At 43.9% G+C, this 20,656-nt stretch carries 15 protein-coding genes; 12 read left to right on the top strand and 3 right to left on the bottom strand.

Annotation, left to right across the window (positions count from 1 at the left end; genetic code table 11):
* The first annotated feature begins 58 nt into the window (after window positions 1-58).
* The 12 genes from tssI to tssG all read left to right on the top strand — a co-directional run bounded on the left by tssI (window position 59) and on the right by tssG (window position 14,994).
* Window positions 59-2,137 carry a type VI secretion system tip protein VgrG gene (tssI, locus tag R7F07_RS04590; RefSeq protein ID WP_042523523.1) on the top strand — a complete coding sequence of 693 codons (2,079 nt, stop codon included), beginning with the start codon at window positions 59-61 and terminating at the stop codon, window positions 2,135-2,137.
* A gap of 2 nt (window positions 2,138-2,139) precedes the next feature.
* Window positions 2,140-2,622: a hypothetical protein gene (locus R7F07_RS04595; RefSeq protein ID WP_025767908.1), complete on the top strand. Its 483-nt coding sequence runs from the start codon at window positions 2,140-2,142 to the stop codon at window positions 2,620-2,622.
* Between the two features lie 94 nt (window positions 2,623-2,716).
* Entirely contained in the window at window positions 2,717-4,042 is a 1,326-nt protein-coding gene (locus tag R7F07_RS04600; protein ID WP_171343143.1) for a hypothetical protein, read from the top strand.
* Window positions 4,023-5,015 (top strand): DUF2169 domain-containing protein, encoded by a 993-nt coding sequence (locus R7F07_RS04605; RefSeq protein ID WP_042523528.1) that lies wholly within the window; start codon window positions 4,023-4,025, stop codon window positions 5,013-5,015. The genes R7F07_RS04600 and R7F07_RS04605 overlap by 20 nt, the downstream gene beginning before the upstream one ends.
* The gene (locus R7F07_RS04610; protein WP_171343145.1) at window positions 5,008-5,952 is read left to right on the top strand and encodes a hypothetical protein; all 945 of its coding nucleotides are present in this window, start codon (window positions 5,008-5,010) and stop codon (window positions 5,950-5,952) included. The genes R7F07_RS04605 and R7F07_RS04610 overlap by 8 nt, the downstream gene beginning before the upstream one ends.
* A gap of 237 nt (window positions 5,953-6,189) precedes the next feature.
* The gene (locus tag R7F07_RS04615) at window positions 6,190-8,190 is read left to right on the top strand and encodes a serine/threonine protein kinase (RefSeq protein WP_171343146.1); all 2,001 of its coding nucleotides are present in this window, start codon (window positions 6,190-6,192) and stop codon (window positions 8,188-8,190) included.
* Window positions 8,177-9,751 carry a type VI secretion system protein TssA gene (tssA, locus tag R7F07_RS04620; protein WP_171343147.1) on the top strand — a complete coding sequence of 525 codons (1,575 nt, stop codon included), beginning with the start codon at window positions 8,177-8,179 and terminating at the stop codon, window positions 9,749-9,751. The genes R7F07_RS04615 and tssA overlap by 14 nt, the downstream gene beginning before the upstream one ends.
* A gap of 26 nt (window positions 9,752-9,777) precedes the next feature.
* Window positions 9,778-10,284: a type VI secretion system contractile sheath small subunit gene (gene tssB, locus R7F07_RS04625; RefSeq protein ID WP_005373381.1), complete on the top strand. Its 507-nt coding sequence runs from the start codon at window positions 9,778-9,780 to the stop codon at window positions 10,282-10,284.
* An 8-nt stretch (window positions 10,285-10,292) separates the two neighbouring features.
* On the top strand, window positions 10,293-11,768 hold the full coding sequence (gene tssC / locus R7F07_RS04630; protein ID WP_005373378.1) for a type VI secretion system contractile sheath large subunit: 1,476 nt from the start codon (window positions 10,293-10,295) through the stop codon (window positions 11,766-11,768).
* 61 nt (window positions 11,769-11,829) lie between these two features.
* Window positions 11,830-12,240, top strand: coding sequence for a type VI secretion system baseplate subunit TssE (gene tssE, locus R7F07_RS04635; RefSeq protein WP_033906409.1), 411 nt, complete (start codon window positions 11,830-11,832; stop codon window positions 12,238-12,240).
* Between the two features lie 10 nt (window positions 12,241-12,250).
* Window positions 12,251-13,999: a type VI secretion system baseplate subunit TssF gene (gene tssF, locus R7F07_RS04640; RefSeq protein ID WP_017820373.1), complete on the top strand. Its 1,749-nt coding sequence runs from the start codon at window positions 12,251-12,253 to the stop codon at window positions 13,997-13,999.
* Complete coding sequence (gene tssG, locus R7F07_RS04645; RefSeq protein WP_017820372.1) at window positions 13,996-14,994, top strand: type VI secretion system baseplate subunit TssG; 999 nt, start codon at window positions 13,996-13,998, stop codon at window positions 14,992-14,994. The genes tssF and tssG overlap by 4 nt, the downstream gene beginning before the upstream one ends.
* A gap of 54 nt (window positions 14,995-15,048) precedes the next feature.
* Here the strand turns inward: tssG and R7F07_RS04650 are convergent, their stop codons facing one another.
* The 3 genes from R7F07_RS04650 to R7F07_RS04660 are packed head-to-tail and all read right to left on the bottom strand — an operon-like array spanning window position 15,049 to window position 20,263.
* Window positions 15,049-15,501 (bottom strand): Lrp/AsnC family transcriptional regulator, encoded by a 453-nt coding sequence (locus R7F07_RS04650; RefSeq protein WP_005373369.1) that lies wholly within the window; start codon window positions 15,499-15,501, stop codon window positions 15,049-15,051.
* Window positions 15,502-15,532: 31 nt separating this feature from the next.
* A complete protein-coding gene (gene tssM, locus R7F07_RS04655; protein WP_171343148.1) occupies window positions 15,533-18,922 on the bottom strand; it encodes a type VI secretion system membrane subunit TssM in 3,390 nt (1,129 codons plus the stop codon).
* Window positions 18,923-18,949: 27 nt separating this feature from the next.
* Window positions 18,950-20,263, bottom strand: coding sequence for a type VI secretion system ImpA family N-terminal domain-containing protein (locus R7F07_RS04660; protein ID WP_005373363.1), 1,314 nt, complete (start codon window positions 20,261-20,263; stop codon window positions 18,950-18,952).
* Window positions 20,264-20,656 lie beyond the last annotated feature (393 nt).

A 20,656-nucleotide genomic window follows, 5' to 3' on the forward strand; every position in this document is an offset into this window, starting at 1 on the left:
AAGATTCAGGGCCAACGATTGTTGGCCCTAATTCGATTATTTGTATCAGGTAAAAGATATGGTGAATGACGTAGAATTTAAATTTGAAGTGCCTGGATGTGGGCATGAATTTCGGGTTGAGAGCTTTCATGTTCATGAAGAGTTATCTAAGCCTTTCCACATCAATCTCTCATTACTTTCACTTGATCCAGATATCTCGTTCGATGAGTTAATACGTAAAGCAGGAACATTGACACTTTACGGACAAGGTGTTGGGGCTGCGCGTGTGTTCAACGGAGTGGTGAATGAAGTTCGTTACTTAGGGACTGGGCGTCGTTTTTCTCGTTATCAATTAGTCTTGGTTCCTCAAGCTTGGTTCTTATCTCAGCGCCAAGATTGTCGTATTTTCCAGCAAAAGTCAGCGCAAGACATCATCACAGAAGTACTCGATGATGGGGCAGTCACCGATTACCGATTTGAAGTGTCGGGTACTTATCCTCCAAAAGAATACGTTCTGCAATACCGTGAGTCTGACTTGCACTTCGTGCAGCGTATGATGGCTGAACACGGTATGTGGTATTACTTTGACCATAGCGATTCAAATCATACGATGGTCATTGTCGACAGTAATGACGCGATTGCACCTTTGATAAGCTCGCCACTAAATGCTTCTTACATTGGGCCGATTGTTTATCATGCCGATGGTGGCGGTGTTGCCGATCGCGAACATATCTCTGATCTCGAGTTAGTTAACCGCGTTAGAACAGGACAGGTTACGTACACAGATTACAACTACGAACACCCTAAAATTCCACAAGAGATGACACAGGCTGGCGAGCTAGACCAAGATCTCAAGCAGTTTGATTATCCTGGACGATACGTTGACCCGCTGATGGGTCAGGTGAGAACCACGGAGTGGATGTCGGAACACATAGTCGATAATCAACAAGTGGAAGCAACGAGTGACGTAATGCGCTTAGCATCTGGTTACAGCTTTAACGTCAGTGACCACCCGCGTTCTGAGATTAACCGCGATTACCTTATGTTGTCTGTAATGCACACAGGTCAAGATCCGCAAGTGCATGAAGATGAAGCGAGTGGTATGCCAACCACTTACTACAACCAGTTCTCGTGTATTCCACGTGATGTGGTGTTTAAGGCGCCTAAACTAGCAGCACCAGTGGTTGATGGCCCTCAAACGGCGGTTGTTGTAGGACCAGAAGGTGAAGAGATTTACACCGACAAGCTTGGTCGAGTGAAAGTACAGTTCCATTGGGATCGCTACGGTGATAACAACGAACATTCAAGCTGTTGGATTCGTGTAAGCCAATCCATGGCGGCGCCAACATGGGGCGCAGTTTATTTGCCGCGTATTGGCCATGAAGTCGTAGTGACTTTCCTTGAGGGGGATCCAGATCGTCCGTTAGTTACGGGCGCAGTTTACAACGGTTTGCATTTCCCACCGTACTCTTTGCCAGAAAACAAAACTCGTACCACGTTCCGCACGCAAACGCACAAAGGAACAGGTTACAACGAGTTGAGTTTTGAAGACGAAGCGAACCAAGAAGAAGTCTATATTCACGCTCAAAAAGACATGTCGACCAAGGTGCTCAACAACCGTTACCGTGATATCGGTCAAGATGAATTCTTGAAGGTTGCACGTCACCAAACGAATGAAGTTCATGGTGACCATAAAGAAACCATTCATGGACATAAAACGACACAAGTAAACAGTACGTTTACCGAGACAGTCGAGCAAGACGTTACCGTCACATACAACGCGAACGAAGCCCAGTATGTGAAAAACAATTCTGACTTAGAAATTGGTGATAACCGTACGACTAAGATCGGTAAAAATGATGACTTAGATATTGGCGAAAACAGTAACCTTACTATCGGTGCGTCTAAGAGTTCAGATATTGGTGCGGATGATAACCAGACGATTGGTGGCAACTTAACGGTATCAGTGAAAGGGAACACCGCTTATAAAGCCGATGGTGCAACGCAAATTATCAGTGGCGACAAGATTGTATTGAAAACGGGTGGTTCCTCTTTAGTGATGAACAGTGATGGTTCAATAAAGTTATCAGGCTCGGCTATTACGATCGAAGGCAGTGACAAAGTCGTCGTGAAAGGTGGCAACGTAGTGGTTAACTAACAATGGAAAAACAACCTCTTACAACAGAAGTAATATCAGAGCAGCAAGCCGAATCAACGGCTTGCTTTTCGCGTTTTGGAAGAATAGTGGCTATCAATGAGTCTACGGGCAGTGTGCGAGTTGATTTTGATGGTAACCCATTTAAGCAGCCACTCACTGCGAGACTAGGACGTGGCTTTCGTCGTTCTGAGCTGCAAATGGCTATCGATAATCGATTAAGTTGTCGAGTTGAATTTTTGAACGACGACTTAAGCTTGCCTCTTGTGACGGACATTTTCTTCTCCATTCTGGATGACTCTGACGAGTTTGTATTGCGAGCGAAGAAGATGGTTATCGAGACAGAACAAGAGTTGGTAGTCAAAAGTGGTGAGACAGAAACTCGCTATAGCGGGCGCGATGGACGAATTACCACTAAAGCGAAGTACGTCACTTCTCAAGCAGAAAAAGCACAAAAAATTCAAGGCGGAACGATCGCAATTAACTAATTACCTAGCATTAGCTAATTTACGTCGAGTTAGCTAATTACTTTGTATTAACTAATTGCAATCGCGTTATGGCACGCTAATAACGGATAACTAGATGCGACAAAGAATCGGTGTCGAGCACCTAAAGGCACCCATAACCAATCAAGAAGTCGAAGGCGCGTTAGCAAAAGCTGAGCGCGCTGTGAACGACCTTTCCCAATTGCCAGTAACATGGCTGGATTTCTGTAATGAAAAGCTGTCCATTGCTTCTGAAAGTATCGGTTTTTTAATCAGGCAGCGAGTTCAAATTCACAAAAGGGGTTATCCAAGTCGTGAGTTGGCGTATCTCAAGCTGATTGAACGCCAAATTGAAGAACTGAAGCAGGTGTACTTGTCGTTTTATCGGTTAGCACCGGGGTTGATTCATCAGTTAAGAGGCCAGGAGCCAGAAATCTACAGCTGGCTGATGCTACAAGGCGAGTTGGGCTCAGCGTTGGATAACCTTTTGTGCGGCTTGAGTTTACTCGAAGATATTGACGCTAAAACCGCAATGGTCATTGCCGTACAATCTCCGGTTGAATCTATGGATAGCACGCTTTCGGAGCTTATTGAGGGTAATGCGACATCCAGTGCGTTTTACTTTGAATGCTTACGTGTACGTCAAACATTAAGTGTTTCTCTCATCAAGCGCTGGCACAAAGCCAGCATCATTAGCTCTCATGTTGCTTTGCCACTGCTCGCTTTACAAGACGTGAAAGAGGGGATTGATTGGCTCAATGACAATGCAGGCAGCGAACAATATCTATTTGAACGTTTGATTACCAAACGTGACAGAGGCACTTGGCTCCGTCAGTGCTTTGGCATCGAACCAAATGGATTACCATCAGCGCAAGTGCTCACTTATGCCAAGTTACTTGAGTTAAAAGAGTTTGAGGCGTTTGATATCTCTTCTTCATTAGCACCTGTTGATTTTGCGCTGGGTGGTGATTGGAAACTGGTACCCCAAATCATCGAGCACTTGGAAAGTCTGGAGGAAGGTGAAGCTGAGGGTGAAATTTGGCTTCAAGCCTTGTATGTCGTCTACGGAAAGCTTCTTCCTCTGACTCCGCAAGATGTTGGTGTCGAGTATGAATGGGAAGAGATTGTCGATCTGCTCAATGAGTGGGTGGAAGATGAAAAATATATCCAAAATCTACCAAGCCGCTTGGGTTACGCATTGAGCTTCGAGTCTACGTTAGCTGCGATGCAAGATGCTAACGTTGATGTGCTGTTCCGCGATTGGCTATGGCGTCAACTCTGTATTCAATCCAGAGCCTACGTGCCTTGGGATATGGCAATGCCGATTCATCAACAAGACTGGAACTTTAACAATTTAAAGGCCGCACCTTCTGCGAGCGAACGATTCAACTTAAGGAATAGCAATGCAGTTATGGGATATTGAGGCGTACCCTGAGCTATCACTCAAAGGTCGTTTTCAACGTGACGAAAACGGCGATGAAGTCTGGGTTGTAGTCGCCAAACGCACATGGCAATTCGATGGTGTGGTTTGGCACGAATTAGGTGAAAGTGAAATCTTCGATGATCCCCAATATTTGGGCGAAGAAGGCTTCTCTGCGATGAAAGTTGACCACGAGTTCGCGTATACCAAAGAAAACACAGATGTACTTGTTTACGGCAAAGCGCGCAGCTACGCGAAAAAGCCAGTGACATACCAAGAGTGTCGTGTGCTGATTGATGGTCATATCGATAAGACTCTCGCTATTCACGGGGAACGCGTATGGGTTGAGCATGCTGGCAGTATCACGCTGAGCAATCCAGTCCCATTTATTGAAAAAGACATTGATTACACTTGCGCGGTAGGCGGTGATTTACGTAACCGAATAGGTGGTGGGGTTGCCGACTCCAACAAAGAATTGCTTGAACAGAAAGTGCCCTCGATTTTTTATCCCCGAGAGGACTGGAGTGCCGCCGCGAAAAAACTACGCGTTGCGGGGTTCGGGCCAGTGCCTCCGTTCTTTGAGTCGCGCCAGAAGCTGGCCGGCACGTTCGATGACGATTGGATTGAGAATCGCAAGCCAATGTTGCCACTCGATTTTGATAAGCGGTTCTTCCAAAGCGCGCCTATTGATCAACAGTGCAAAGGCTTCCTTCGTGGGGGGGAGCGTTTGATGATGAGTGGCTTTTGTCATGATGACACGCTTTCATTTCGAATTCCTAAAGAAAAATACCGTGCGATCGCGACGTTCAAAGATCAAAGTTATCAAGCTGATATGGCGATGTACACCTTATTCGTTGATACGGAAAAGAAAACTATATCAATCAGTTACACCGCTGCGTTTCCTTGTCAGGGCAAGGAACATTTGTTGGTGTCGACATCCATCACTAAGTTGGAAGAGGTAAGCGAGCATGCATAATTCAACAGGCCGTTACGTGCTAGGGATGGAAGTGATGACGCCAACCGGTATGAATTTAGATATTGCTAGTGCAGTTTCGTATGCTGACTTAGGAAGATTCGACCAATGTGTAGGGGATGATGGTATCGAGCGTTTTACTTACGCCAAAATCGAATACACCAAAGAAAGTGAGCAGTTTGAGAAAACGTGTGAGTTAATCACCCACTTGCTTGATTCATTGTTAGCACAGTTACCACGTTCATTGAGACCAATACCTTTGCTTATAGCGGTGCCTGCGTCTGTTTCACTAGTAAAGGTGCAAGAATGGCTTGGTGAAAGTAACTATGCTGAATTTCTCTCTGTGGTGAATGCTGTTCATGCCAGTGGGCCTAGTTTCGTTCTCCAGGCCATGAAATCATTGGATAAATATGATGCTATGATGTGTATCAGTGTCGATTCCTTGGTGAGTTCGATGCAAACACTCATCGACGATGCGATGGTAATGAGTACCAATAATCCATGGGGCGTTATTCCGAGTGAGGGTGGGGCGGGTTTAATTCTTTGTCGAAGAAATACCGTAGAAACATTGAAACTTAAGCCTCAAGCGCAGCTTGGCTACATTGATACGGAATTAAACACTTCAGACCGAAGAGGCATGTTTCGACTTGTTCAACGTGCGAGTAAAAAGCTCGATTTATTTGGTGAAGTGTATTCCGATATGACGAACCTGCGCATGCATTCGGAAGATTACGGCTTTGCTCTGGGGGCTAAAGCAGAACGATTCACGAACCCAGAACAACCGCAGCTTATCAATGAGTTGTGGGGCACAATGGGCAGTTGTTCTTCTCTCGCTTTAATTGCCTTTGCGGTCAGAGAGCACCACTTTAAGCAACCAACTACGTTGTTAATGTTCGACTTTCATGGTGACAAAGGAGTTCTCCAATTACTGCAATGTTAGTGGGCACTCATCGATCAAATGGCAATGAAAATATACTCATATTATTAGGTTGAAGTTTGTAACACGAAAAAGCGTATAACTCATGCAGTGAAAGCGTAAGTAAAAAGGTCTAATAAGTTAGTAATAATAACTAAAATAATAGGCTTACTGTTTGTTTTAAATACCAACCTTGATACAAGTACGTTCAAGAAAATATTATTCAACTCTAATAATATTTATTCTATGAAAGAGTACTAAGTGTCTAATAATCAGAGTACAGCCAAAGGATATATCGATCAGTTGGTTGTTAAAGCTATTGAGAAAAAGAAACTGAATGAGCAAAGGCTAGCAGAAAAAAATAAGCCGAAGCTTGAGTACGTGCTTTTTTCACAGTTTGATGTATTAGACAAGCTTCCTTCTAGAAATGGTAAGACAACGGTTTACCATCTTGCAAAAAAAGGGCAGCCAGAGAAGCAAATCTGTTGCAAAGTTATCAATGATGACTCGCCAGAATTTGCGAGCAAAATGTTGATTAACGAAGCGAGCAGGCTGGAGCTTTCTCAACACCCTAGCGTGGCTAACTTTGTAAAAATCGGCAACGAATTCGAACGCCCATATTTGATGTACGAGTGGATCCAAGGTGAATCACTGGCAGAAAAAATGGAGCGTCATTCTTCTAAAGGCTTCCGCCACGACCACATCGCTTGGTTGGTGTATCAACTCGCTGGCGCTCTAGAGTTTATGCATACAAGAGGTATCTGCCATCTTGATATTAAACCATCTAACGTATTAGTGAGTGAAGGCGATTACGTTAAGCTCATTGATTTCGGCGCTGCTCGTTACATTGGAGAGACAGAACCTTACGCAGAGGCAAGCTTGAGCTACGCTTCCCCTCTTTATATAGAAACTGGCATCGCGGAACCGCAAGATGATGTTTACTCTCTCGCTTTGCTCGCTGGACACCTATTTTTAGGATCAATATTTGGTGATGCTTGGAATAAGCAGTTAAAAGATCGAAAGCGTCCGGCTTTGATCCCGGCTCATATTTGGAAATTGCTGAAAGAAGTCATCAACAAACCAAGAGGGCATGGCTATACCGCTATTTCTTTTGCTCAACAGTTAGCGCGAATCGATACGCAATCAATTAGCTCAAATTCTAACGCACCAATTTTCAGTAGCTTGCGTAACGCGGACTTGCTGCTTACACACTGTAAGCCAAATGATAAAACGGCGTATGGTCGCTTTAAAATATTAGAGGCGAGCTTAGTGTTGAGTGTGCTGGCAACAGCAGGAAGTTATTTGTATCAACAGAATAAAGATCAATTGGATGCCATTTTTTCCCGAGGTGTCACTACTGTAACTCACGTTATTACGCCCTCTGAAACGGCTTCTTTTTTGGCTCAGCCTCCATGGAAAATCAAAGAAGAATTGTCTCAAGCTACTCAGAGTATTGATATGACAGTAGCTTATCGAACAGCATATCAAGCTCAGCAGTTAAGCCTCTCGAATTTATATGAAGAAAAACAGGCTCAGTTAACGTCGTATCAATCGTTAGCGGATGGCTTACCAATGGCATTAGTCGAATTACGTAAGGAGCTTGTCACCTTGCGAGAAACCCTTGTTCGTGACGGTGCCCTGTTTCCATATGCGGATGAGGCGTTGACTAAAGTGATGTCTGGATTAAATGTCGCGTCTATCGATTCCATGAAAGTATCTGCCATAGCTGGCAGTCGAGATAAGCAGATTGCTCGCTTAATTTTAGATGGTGAAGCTAAGCTCGCAGAAAATGAAATGAAAGAGGCATGGTTATTAAACCAGTCACAAGCCTATTTCTACAACCAAGTCTTACCAAAGGCTGTGATGGAAAATATTAATGACTCCATCGATAAACATGCAGAGGCGCACTTTTACACCAAAGCAATTGAAGAAGCTGAATTAGCCAAAGCCTACTTCGGTAATACGCCAGAACTAGACAAAAAAATAAAGGATTTAATCGTCGCAAGAAGCGAATTTATTTTGTTTAGCACCGTGATGGAGCAATCCGTTTACGACAAACAAAAGCTACATGAATCCCTTGCCGATTTAGAACGGAATGCACCAAGCAAATTTACAGAAATCACGAAAATTCTAGATAGCATGGCGTCGGATGCGATAGAGCAGAGCCATCGGTTATCTAAGCCAGCAAATGGCGCAATTGCGGTAGCGCGTGCGTTGAGAGATTACTTGACTGAAGGAGACGTGAATTTTGTCCAACATTGATATAGATCGTCTGCTTAATCCTATTTCTGATGAATCTCCAGTGGGAAACGATGCCCGTTACGAGTTTTGCTACGAGATGATGGAATCTGAAGTAAAGAAATTCGGTTCCTTGTTTGGCGAAACAGTAGATTGGAGCGTGGTAAAAACGCACGCGACTGAAGTTCTAGAGCACCACAGTAAAGACTTAAAAGCCATTTGTTACCTCGTTCGCGCGCTAACAGAAGAGTTTGGTCTGCAAGGCTTTGAACAAGGTCTAAAGCTGCTTAGTGAGGCGTTAAGTCGCTTTGGCGTTGAATTGTATCCTTCGCGAAAGCGGGGTCGAGATGGCGCGGTTGAATGGTTGAACCATCAGTTTAAACTGGTCAGTAGCAAGTTAGCGGAAAGTGCTCAGTCATGGGAGTTGGTATCAAACTGCATTTCGACTATTGAAGAAGTGCAGCGCCAGTACGACGAGGTTTACCAAGACTCAGAAGCGGATTTCTTTGAGATTCGCACTCAGCTCAACGTCTTATCTCAACAAGCTGCGGCTGATGAGCAGAGCGATGATGCAGTCGTTAACGTCGAACAAGCGGCGCCTGCACCAGCTACGCAGTCTGCTGCCGAAGAAACGCCAGCGCAGAGTGAAGTGCAAACCCCACCGGTGAAGGCGGTTCCGCCGGCCCCTAAACCTGCGCCAGTTAAGAAAGCGGTGGCAAAAGAAGTGGATGTCGATACGGACTTCTCTTCGCCGACGGCTTCTAAGCGCACCTTGAAGAAGGTTGCGGAAGTCATGCTTCATGCGAACCCAAGTGATCCGCTGGCTTACCGGATTTATCGTCATCTGACTTGGGATGACATTGATGGTCTACCCGACCACCAAAATAATCAAACGCCTTTGAGCTTGGCAGTGTCGTCCGATCAACAAGCGGAATACCGAGATAAAGCTGACCAAGAAAGCGACATCGACACCATTAAGCGTTTGGAGCGCACATTAACGGATGCGCCGTTTTGGCTGACGGGCCATTACTTCGTGTATTCGATGCTTAATAACTTGGGCTTTGATGATGCAGCGCTTGCTGTGAAACAAGAAGTGACGCGTTTTGTTGAATCGCTAGAGGGCATCGAGCACCTCTCATTTAAGAATTCTATACCATTTGCAGATGAAGCGACCTTGAGCTGGTTATCGACTCAAGATACTACTTCTTCGACTTCTCAACCCGTTGTTCAAACGGTTGTGATTTCGCAGGAAGACTCGCTGCCAATGGAGGATATCACTCTAGAAAATCTAGGGGAATGTGCCGCAGAGCTTGCCCGCAAACTTGAGCTGGATAGCTCGGGACGTGGGCAGTTCATGCTGTATTTGCAATTGATAGCAGCTTACCAGTCTGTTGGATTATACCCGTTGTGTTTGCCGTATCTTGAGAAGGGGTGGGAAGTACAAAAAGCGTTTAATCTCGCGAGCTGGGAACCCCACTTATCGTCACAGTTAGAAGACCTAATTCGAAAAACACTCCATCGGTTATTTGGAAGCAAGGATCTTCTACCTGAGAAGTATGAAGAGTGGAAAGCAATTTACGACTAATTAAAGAGTTAGATAAGGAACGAATTATGTCACGTGACGGCTCGGTGGCTCCTAAAGAGCGAATTAATATCCGTTATGTTCCAGCAACTGGCGATACGCAAGAAGACGTAGAGCTGCCGCTAAGCATGATGGTAGTTGGCGACTTTACTGCGCGTGCAGATGAGACACCAATTGAAGAACGTACTCCAATTAACATCGACAAAGACAACTTTAACGAAGTGCTAGAGGGCATGTCTCCAAACGTTAAAGTCAACGTTGAAAACCGTCTTTCTGATGAAGAAGGCGGCCAGATTGGTGTTGATCTGACCTTCCAAAACATGAAGGACTTCTCTCCTGAAGCGATCGCGAAAAGTGTGCCTGAACTAAACAGCCTACTTGAGCTTCGCGAAGCCTTGGTTGCACTTAAAGGTCCTCTAGGAAACGTGCCTGCGTTCCGTAAGAAGATCGCATCGGTTCTTCAAGATGAAGAAGCGAGAAAGAAACTGTTGGATGAACTAAGCATTGGCAACGACCAAGACGCGAAAGAAGAGTAAGGGATATCATGTCTGCAGAAGCACAAGCGCCAGAACAAGAAGCAGCCTTAGTTGAATCAGGCTCACTTCTGGATAGCATTCTTAACGAAACACGTTTAAAGCCAAGTGATGAAGGTTTTGACGTTGCAAAACGCGGCGTAGAAGCATTCATCAGTGAGCTACTAAGCAGTTCGAACACAGAGAAAGTCGACCAATCTCTGGTTGATCTGATGATCTCTGAAATCGACCAAAAATTGTCTAAGCAAGTTGATGCAATTCTTCACAACGAAGAAGTTCAAGCGATTGAATCAACGTGGCGTGGCCTTAAGTACCTGGTTGATCACACTGACTTCCGCGAGAACATTCAAATCGAACTGATCTCTGCGAAGAAAGACGAAGTTCTTGATGACTTCGAAGACGCGCCAGAGGTGGTGAAGTCTGGCCTGTACAAGCAAATCTACACACGTGAATACGGGCAGTTCGGTGGTAAACCTGTTGGCGCCGTCATTTGTGATTACGCTATGTCAGCTTCGTCGCCTGACATCAAATTGATGGAATACATGGCTAACGTAGGTGCAATGTCTCACGCACCATTCATCACGTCTGCATCGGCTAAATTCTTTGGCCTAGACAGCTACGAAGAGCTGCCAAACCTAAAAGATCTGAAGTCTGTATTTGAAGGTCCACAGTACGCGAAATGGCGTGGTCTGCGTGAGCACGAAGATGCACGTTACCTAGGTCTATGTACATCTCGCTTTATGCTACGTACGCCTTACTCTGTTGAAGACAACCCAATTAAGGCGTTTGACTACGATGAGCAAGTGACAGACAGCCATGATAACTACCTATGGGGTAACTCAGCGTACGCGATGGCGTCTAAGATCAGTGAATCATTTGCTAAGTACCGTTGGTGTCCGAACATTATTGGCCCTCAAAGCGGTGGTACTGTACAAGATCTACCGGTTTACAACTTTGAAGCTATGGGTCAAATCGAGACTAAGATCCCAACCGAGATCCTGGTTTCTGACCGTCGTGAGTATGAGCTAGCAGAAGAAGGTTTCATTGCGCTAACCATGCGTAAAGGTTCTGACAACGCGGCGTTCTTCTCTGCAAACTCTGTTCAAAAACCAAAAGTGTTTGCGAACACGCCTGAAGGCAAACAAGCCGAGATGAACTACAAGCTAGGTACTCAGCTTCCTTACATGTTCATTATCAACCGTTTAGCGCACTACATAAAAGTGCTACAGCGTGAGCAAATTGGTTCTTGGAAAGAGCGTTCTGACCTAGAAATCGAATTGAACAAGTGGATTCGTCAATACGTTTCTGACCAAGAGAACCCGCCAGCGGAAGTTCGTGGTCGCCGCCCACTTCGCGCTGCGAAGGTTGAAGTATCAGACGTAGAAGGCGATCCAGGCTGGTACAAAGTATCGATGTCTGTACGTCCTCACTTCAAGTACATGGGCGCAAGCTTCGACTTGTCTCTAGTTGGTAAGCTAGACCAATAACCCATTACTGAAACCATCAAGCAGCCAGTGAAGACTGGCTGCTTTTTTCGTAGGATCGCATATGGAAAAAGGTTACCGTCTTTTAGAGCGGATCGAGCTAGGAGAACCAAAAAACTGCTACGAGAAAGTGGTGTCTCATAAGCATTTGATTGAATCCATTCACTCGCATCTCGCTGACTTGTTGAATACGCATTCCGGCAACGCAATGATCGACAATGAGTATGGTCTGCCAGATTTTAACGACGTACTTTCTAACAACACGAACCTCGTTCGCCATATTCAAAAAAACATCACGTCAACCATAGAACGCTTTGAGCCCCGACTGTTTAATGTCGAGGTTCATTACCGTGAAGACCACCATAATCCATTACAACTCGGCTTTGGTATTCGCGGCGAAGTTTCCCATAACGGCGGTAAAGTCCCAATGTCGATCGATGTCTACATGGGAACCGACGGCCAATTTAACGTTTAGTAGGTGCCACTTGAGTAACAGTAAATACTTTCAAGATGAACTCACGTATTTACGCGAGTCGGGTAGTGAGTTTGCCAAATATCATCCGAAGTTAACTCACTTTCTCTCTGAAGGAACTTTTGATCCAGATGTCGAACGACTGCTGGAAGGTTTTGCTTTTTTGACCGGACGCATCCGCGAAAAGATTGACGATGAACTTCCTGAGCTAACGCAATCTCTGATGACTTTGCTGTGGCCACATTACATGCGTTCGATTCCGTCTTTGTGTATTAGCGAACTAAAACCGCATACCGGAAGTGTTACTGAGAAAACCGTGGTGAAACGTGGTGCGGAAATGGCCAGCGAGCAGGTAGAAGGCACGCAGTGTTTGTTCCGTACTTGTTATGACGTCAATCTATACCCAATTACGATTACTAACATCGAACAAACTAACAGCCGCACCAGCTCGATGATTGATGTGACGTTATCGACGGAGCATGGCCTTGAGCTGTCTCGGATAGGTTTAGACACGCTGCGATTGCACCTGCATGGTGAGATTCATATTACTCGCACTGTCTTCTTATGGCTGTTCCGCTATCTAGATCACGTCGAGTTGGATGTTGGTGGCGGCTACAAACATCGTTTAGGGCCAGAATACGTTAAGCCAGTCGGGCATGAAGAGGACGAGGCGCTGTTGCCTTACAGCAAAAATTCCTTTGCAGGCTACCGTTTGCTGCAAGAATTCTTCTCTTTGCCAGATAAGTTCATGTTCTTCGACATTAAAGGCTTAGAGTGGCTAAAAGGCATTCCACAGCGCAGTACGGTCAAAATCAAATTCCACTTTAAGCGTGCTTTGCCTTCAGAGGTGGTGCTTAAAGATAAACACTTAAGGTTGCACTGCACACCTGCCGTTAACTTGTTTGAAAAAGACGGCGATCCAATCCGTTTAGAGCATCGACGAAACGAGTACAAGGTGCGTCCACAAAGTAACACTCAAGAGCATTACGAGGTTTATTCCATTGAGCAAGTGGAGAGCTGGAGTAAAGACGAGCGTCGCCGAAAACCACTGATTGAATTTGAATCGTTTGAGCACCAAATCAACCAGCGTGATAAGCGAGAGTTCTACAAATCCAAAGTGGGCGAGCGAGTAAGCGGAAGAGGGTTAGAGCGCTATATCTCATTCCATACTCACAATGGCGACATTGCGGATTTAGGGACTGAAACAGTATTGATGAAACTGCAATGCAGTAACGCGGACTTAGCGGAGCGCCTGTCAGTAGGAGACATCACTTACGCGACGCACAAATCGCCAACGTATGCGACGTTTAAAAACATTACTAAGCCAACACAGTCAGTAAGTCCTCAGGTTAATGGTGAACTTCAATGGCAGTTGATTGCCAACATGTCGCTCAACTACTTGTCTTTGGCCAATATCGATGTGTTGAAAGTGTTGCTCTCGACTTACGACTTCCACTCTCGAGTCGATAGACAAGCCCACCGCGCGTCGATTCATCGACTTGATGGCATTATTTCGTCAGAGATGAAACCAATCGATCGCGTATTTCGTGGTGTATCTGTGCGTGGTAACCAATTCAAGCTCGTGACGGACTCTAAGTTCTTCGTAAATGAAGGCGATATGTTCCTTATGGCCACGGTATTGAATGAATTTATCCGTTTGTATTCGAGTGTGAACTCCTTTACCGAACTAGAGGTGTTCGATGAAGCGACGGGCGAGGTTTACAACTGGGCAAGCCTAATCGGGCAGCAGACGATACTATGATTAACACACTTTCTGATAAGTCGAATGAGTTTAGTTTCTACCAAGCGGTGTTGCTGTTAGAGAAACACTACCAGCTGGAGCCAAACTCAAACTTTGTTGCCGTGGGCGAGAACAAATACTTCCACCAAGAACGAATTGAGTTCAGCGTGTCGCCAAACTTGTGCTTTCCAAAGAGTGATATGGATTTTATTACTCATATGGAAAGAAACGGACAGCAATATTCACGTATTGAGACGAACTTTCTTGGCTTGCATGGTTCAAGCTCGCCCCTACCTGCGTCTTACACTGAGAAACTCGTCGGTCGTGATCCCGATGATAACCCAGTGAAGGATTTCTTCGACTTTTTCCACAACCGCTATACAAGCTTACTGTATCGTGTTTGGAAGAAATACCGATATCACGTGCAGTACAAAAGCGGGGCAAGCGATGCGTTTTCTGGGCGCATACTGCATTTGGCTGGTCTCTCTAGTGTTATGCAAGATTGTGAAGTCGCGGAGTTAGATCGAGCGAAAGTTCTGTCTTACGTGAACCAGTTATCTACGCGTACACGTTCACCTAAGCTTATTTCCGGTATTGTTTCGCACTACTTTTCACTGCCGAATGTGCGAATCGAAGAATGGGTTTATAGACGCGTAGAAATCGCTGAAAGCCAGCGTAACAAACTCAATCGTTCCAATTGTATATTGGGGCAAAGCTTACACTTGGGACAAAGCATTGCGGATTTGAACGGCAAGTTTAACTTGTGTATCGACAACATTGATTTTGAAACGTTTAAGCAGTTTTCCTACGATGGTGAGTTACATAAGACGCTAGTGGGCTTGATGCGCTTTATTCTGCGTGACCCAATGTCGTGGGACCTAAAGTTGACAGTTAACCTAGACAGTATTCCAGAAAACAAACTGGGTAATGGAGAAGGGAACCAACTAGGTCAAACGTTCTGGCTAGGAAACCCTGGTGATAAAGACGCCAAAATTCGACTTATCGGAAGCATATAAGAAAGCCGCTCAACGAGCGGCCCTTTATGTTTTCCTCAAAGAGGTCAGAAAAGCTTAACGACTGATCGGCTGATGCAGTACAACGGTAGTATCAAGCCTTTGAATGCCGTTAAATGATTCAATTTCATTACAAAGATGATGAATAGACTGCAGGTCGGGCGCTTCAATTAGGGCAATAATATCAAAGTTGCCACCAACAACGCTCGTTAAGCGAACCTCAGGGATTTCTTTAAGTGCATTCGTTACATCATTCTTCTTACCCTTTTCACAAGAGATCAGTAGATAACTAGCGGCTTTTCGCCCTTCATTTTCTACACGAATCTGTGCGGTATAGCCTTTGATAATACCGGTCTTTTCTAAACGATTAATTCTTTCTGCTACTGCTGTTCGAGACAAACCAATGTTTCGGGATAGATTCGCAATCGACTCTCGCCCATTCGACAATAGACTTGAAAGTATTTTTCGATCTAATTTATCTAAACCTTGTAAAGTCATGTTTGAAATCATGTGTTCTGCCTATTTTGTTTTTATATTGTTATTAAATCGACTCAGGGAGCGTAAAGTTATACAGCTCAGCAAGAGTGAATGGGTTTTTCTGTGTCAACGGAGTGATGCGTAAGCTCAAGTCCCTCCCTGACACTTTTATGTCACTGACAAAGCTGCCGTTATGAGTGTTTGTCAAGGTCGAGTCACCTAGCAATCTGTATATCGCCCATTGACCACTCTTATTTAAAACGTGCTGTCTGCCTTCATCGGTTACATCCTGGAGTGTGATACTAATATTGAAGTCACCATTTTGCGGTGGCCATGCCATTTCACGAATGCGGCTTGGACCGTGGTAGTAACTTATATTGGTATCTGCAATTTTTAAGCTCGCTCTAATCGCACTAGAATCAAGATCGAGTACTCTTGCACTAAACGGAATATGAACGCGGTTAGTGCTTTTATTAATTAATGTGTCTCGAATAACGTTATAGTTACGCAGTTGCACTAACAGAGCCGGAGAGATTGGCATCGTCTCGCCATCCACCTGTTTTGGCGTCCACAAATTGGTATCGTAGAACGGTGCAAAATTTTTCTGAATAAATGTGTCTAACAAGCCACCTGAAGCAAACAGTAATTCAAAATCTTCAATTGAGATTTCCTCGATCGCTGTTAGATCAAATGGGTATCGTCCTAGCCCTATCTCTTTAAACTTGGTGTAAATCTCGCTGTACCATTGGGTTTGAATGCCTTTAGCGGACTCTTTAATCATGACTGACCAGCTTTGTTGAACCACATCTAACAACCAGCTACGAACGGGTTCCGGTGATTTTTGGGCAATCTGTTTAAGTTTTATTAATGGGTCAGCTTCACTGCTGTTCATTCGATGCTGAGCTGCCGCTAGCGCCGCCATTTGCGGGTCAGGTGCATCAGCAATGTCTTTCATATACGTGCGAACACGGCTTAACGCTGCTACGGTCTCATCCCAAGGAGTAGGGGAGTTTGGTGTTTCACTGACCTGAAGTTGGTTTAATAAGTGAAAAGCTTGTTCAACACGTTTCATCAACAAGTAATCAGGCTTAACTACTTCCTCTACTGCGTCTGATGCGGAGTCTGCCGCTGCCACGAGTTTCGGGTCTAGCTTTGAAATCAGAGCATTTTTTTCACCAACGGGTGAAAATTGTGTGTTGGCATAGACCTGCTTCAGTACGGTTGTCATTGGTGAAGAAGGGCCCGAGATTAAGTCTATCGCGTTCGTTAGGTCGCCGACATTGTCATAGTTCTGGACTTTTAGTTCACTCAGCGCATTGCGCCAATTACTGATGTAGTCATCAGTGTATTTTTTACGTACTTCCTCTTTGAAGGCTTCTTGTTCTTCACTAGTAGGAATAACGTGTTGTGACAGACCTAAAACCCAGTTGTCACTGATGACTTGTTGTGACATTAGGTCCACGCGTGGTCGATAAAAAGTGCTAAAACCAGTGGAGGTATAGATCTTATCTACGATCAAGCGTTCACTATCGATTGGTGTGTTGAATATATTGCTAAACTCAAAACCCACAGCTCGTTGCATATCTAGGGTTCCTAAATCAATCGAATTTGCTTCGTTTAAAATGCCTGCATAAACGAGATCAACATTCGAATTTGCTAGCAATGAGCGACGTGTTGCGCGAACAAGATCCATATTGATATCAATTGGATCAAACTGTGTGCGAAAGTAAGCGTCCAAATAGCGCATCGCCTGATTGACGACGTCACTTTGGTTGCTTAAATCGTTCATCATTTGGAGAGTTTGATGACGCAAAAAACGGATATCACGCTTTGTTGGATCGTTTAGCATTAGATACCCCTTCAATAGAGGTAAAGCGCGTGTAAAAGTGTTTTGATTTTGTGTCAGTTGTAGACGGTAACCTTTCTCAATGAGAGGTATCAACTGTTGAGCAACGTCCTTAAGTAATGCTTCGTAAGCGATGCGAGTGCTTTGATCCAAACGGCTAATGTTAAGTGGTAATATCTCTTCATCCAAAGCCTTAGAACCTTTAAGCCACGCCCCATAAGAAGGCTCTATTGCTTTCGTCGCCTTCGCTAAAAGCTCATCGAATCTTGCATCTTGCTCCACTTGTGATTTGTCATCGATACTCAAGAGTTGATTCATCACATGTAAGTTACTGTCTAATGTCGTGAAAAAGAAGTAACTGCCCCCAGTAAGCAGGATAATAGAGCCGAGTATTGCCAAACGGCTTTGTCTCTGAATTAGACGAAGATACGTCTTGTTTTCGCCCGCAAAGTCGCTTTCCGGCAATATTTGTGAATCAATCAGAAAGCGAGAGAAATAAGGCGTTTCTGTTAACTGTGTATGCTCTGACGCGATAATAGGTAAGTTGAAGTAATTACTACAACTTTTTGCAAGTAAATTGTACTTGCGACCGCCTTGCAGACTCGAACTAAAGAAAATCTCACGGATGTCTAGTGAATAGACACCGTTGTTAACATCACATAGACGCTCAAGCACATAGCTGACCTCAGACTGACATAGCTCAAACTGCTTAGGAAAAGCGAGTATTGCTTGTTTCTCATCAATGTCCGTTGAATTAGCGGATGCATCTAGCGCATTACTTTCAAGCACTCTCACTAGATTTCGATAGCTATCGCGGTAGTACTCTGCAAACACACCTTTGGCTTCTTTTAGTGGGATAGAGAGGAACTCAACACGTGTCTTGAGAGAGCTAAAGTGCATGTATTCTTTAAAGCCATCTAACTTGTCTAGCTTTGACATAATCAAATAGATTGGCAATGCTGAAGACGTTTTAGAGTTGATGGTACTCAAGCGCGCCAATAAAGACGAAATGGTGTACTCTTTTTGCTCTGGCTCAGAGACGATCATGAACTCGAAATCGGTGAAGAATAGACAGCCTGAAAATGGCTTTCGAGGTCGATGATGAATAACTTCTTCAATGAACGTATTCCATAAAGAAGCATCACTGCTTGATACTTCCTGGAACACTAAGCGTTGGTCTGGTTTGATGTATACAGCGCTGTCAGATTCGTACCATTCAAAAAAGTCATTCTTAGCGGTTCTAGTGCGATCCATCGGTTTGATTGCACTAGAATTAAATAAAAATTGACGTCGCCCTGACCCTTTATTACCAAGCATCAGGTAAATTGGTTTCTTGCCTGAGTTAGCAAGAAGAGGCTGGATAACCATAGAAAGTGCTTCTTCCTCGGTTTCCAAATGTTGAGCTTTAGCGTTGTTCTTTTTCTTCAACCATAATGTGAATTGAAAAATGACGTAAACAATGGCGATAGCACCAAGGGTCAGCCAAAGATAAAGTTGATCGATTTCGTCAAGAAAAAGCAGATAAATAGTGGTGATAATTGCAGCCACTAAAAACATTAATATGGTAGAAATCACCACTGGATTTCTAAACAGTTTTTGTTTGAACATAAGCCTAAAACTTCTTTAATTGTATTGTTATTTATTGTCAGTTTTTTCAGCTTGTAGCTGACTCAATTTATATAGGTAGATGTTCAGTAAAAGGGTTGCGCGGTCAATTTCCTTTTGCTGTGAATACTTTTCAGCGTATTCAATACGACCTAAAAGCGGGAATAACGAGTTACTGTATTCGTACGCCTTTTCAGAGTTCTTATCTACATTCTGTCTAGCTACGTTGGCAAACACCGTTCTTGCGTCTGAGAATCGCTTATAAACATCCATAAACTGGTCTTCTAAATGGGCGCTCTGTGTCAAAAAGTTTTGACGTAGCTGCTGTGCAGAAGACGAATCCGGATAGATCGCGATTAATTCATTGGTCAAGCTATCGAGCTCGCTGACGTTACTTACTTTTGCCGAGTCCAAAAACCAGTTATTCATCATAATATCGACACGATTAATGGCCTGCGTTTTCAATGACTGAGCATATTTTTTATTTTCGTAATCTAACGAGGCGACCAAATTTACAAGTTCATTAAGTGAAGCTTGATTAATTTTTTGCTCCAATGTTCGATAACGTTGTTGCTCGTACATGAAATGTGAACATATCGCAGTAACAATCAAACCAATAACGAAGTAGATCATAAATCGACCAGACTTTGCCGGTGATGCTTTCTCTTGGCTATTTAGGTTGGGTGATGACACCGGTGCGGGAGAGGGAGACACATTCACTTTAATTTCAGGTGCCTTCTGCGTTGCTGCAGGAGCGCTAGTGTTGGCTTGTTTTTTCTCGCGTAACTCAGCCGCAATTTGTTGTTCTTTTATCTGCTCAATCCATTGATTCAAAATACGGCGAATGCGACCTAATGACGGCGCTTCAATACCGTAATGAAGACGAAGCTCTTCCTCAATCCTCAAGCATAATTGATGTGCTGCCTCTATCAATGGAAGCTCTTCTGGTAACGCCCGATGCTTATTAATTCGTTTTTCAGTATGCTCTACCATCCATTCAATAGCGCTCATTCGTGCCTTTGGCTTTGAATGCTCTGGATACGCGTTGAACCAATATACGACACACACATCAAGTATTGAGTTTAACCCTTCAACAAGGCCTCTTAAGCCGTCGTTATAGGTTGACGCAACGGTAAAGTAACAGCAACAACGTAGGTCTTTCGCTTGGGTACTCAAGATCTTTTTTGAGAGTGTTTGAACCGTTTTCCACGAGACTCTCCCTGTGACTTTATTCAGGTTGTTTATTTGACGTTTAATTTCGTCAAAATCCTCAGAACCATTAGGATTAGAGCCGCTTGGGTTATTTTCATCGATTGGTCTTCGAGCGAAGTCGGTAAAAAACATAAGGAAAGTTCCAACTGATCATATAGAAGTATTAAGTTATATAGGATTTCACTACTGTTATATTAAATTATAAGCAGTGCACATCTGCCGCAATTCTATAGACAAAATAAGCGGATTAGATAATAAAAATTCATTAAAAGAAATTAAATTACTTTTAGTGTGATCTTTGTTCATAATATTAATATCAATAGTTAAGTCTATTTATAAGAAGAAACTTATATATGAAGATAAGAACGTTGATTAAAAAGTAACTAAATTGTTATCGGAGATTACGTTTTGTTCAATTAGCAATCAAATTCTGTTACTTCTATTTAAATAGAAAGATTTACTGTCTCGTCACTTAATCTGTAGTCGGTTCTTTAGTTTTTGTTTGTAGGTAAAACAACCAACCTG

The organism is Vibrio sp. YT-16, assembly GCF_033337405.1.
Classification (GTDB): Bacteria; Pseudomonadota; Gammaproteobacteria; order Enterobacterales; family Vibrionaceae; genus Vibrio; species Vibrio alginolyticus.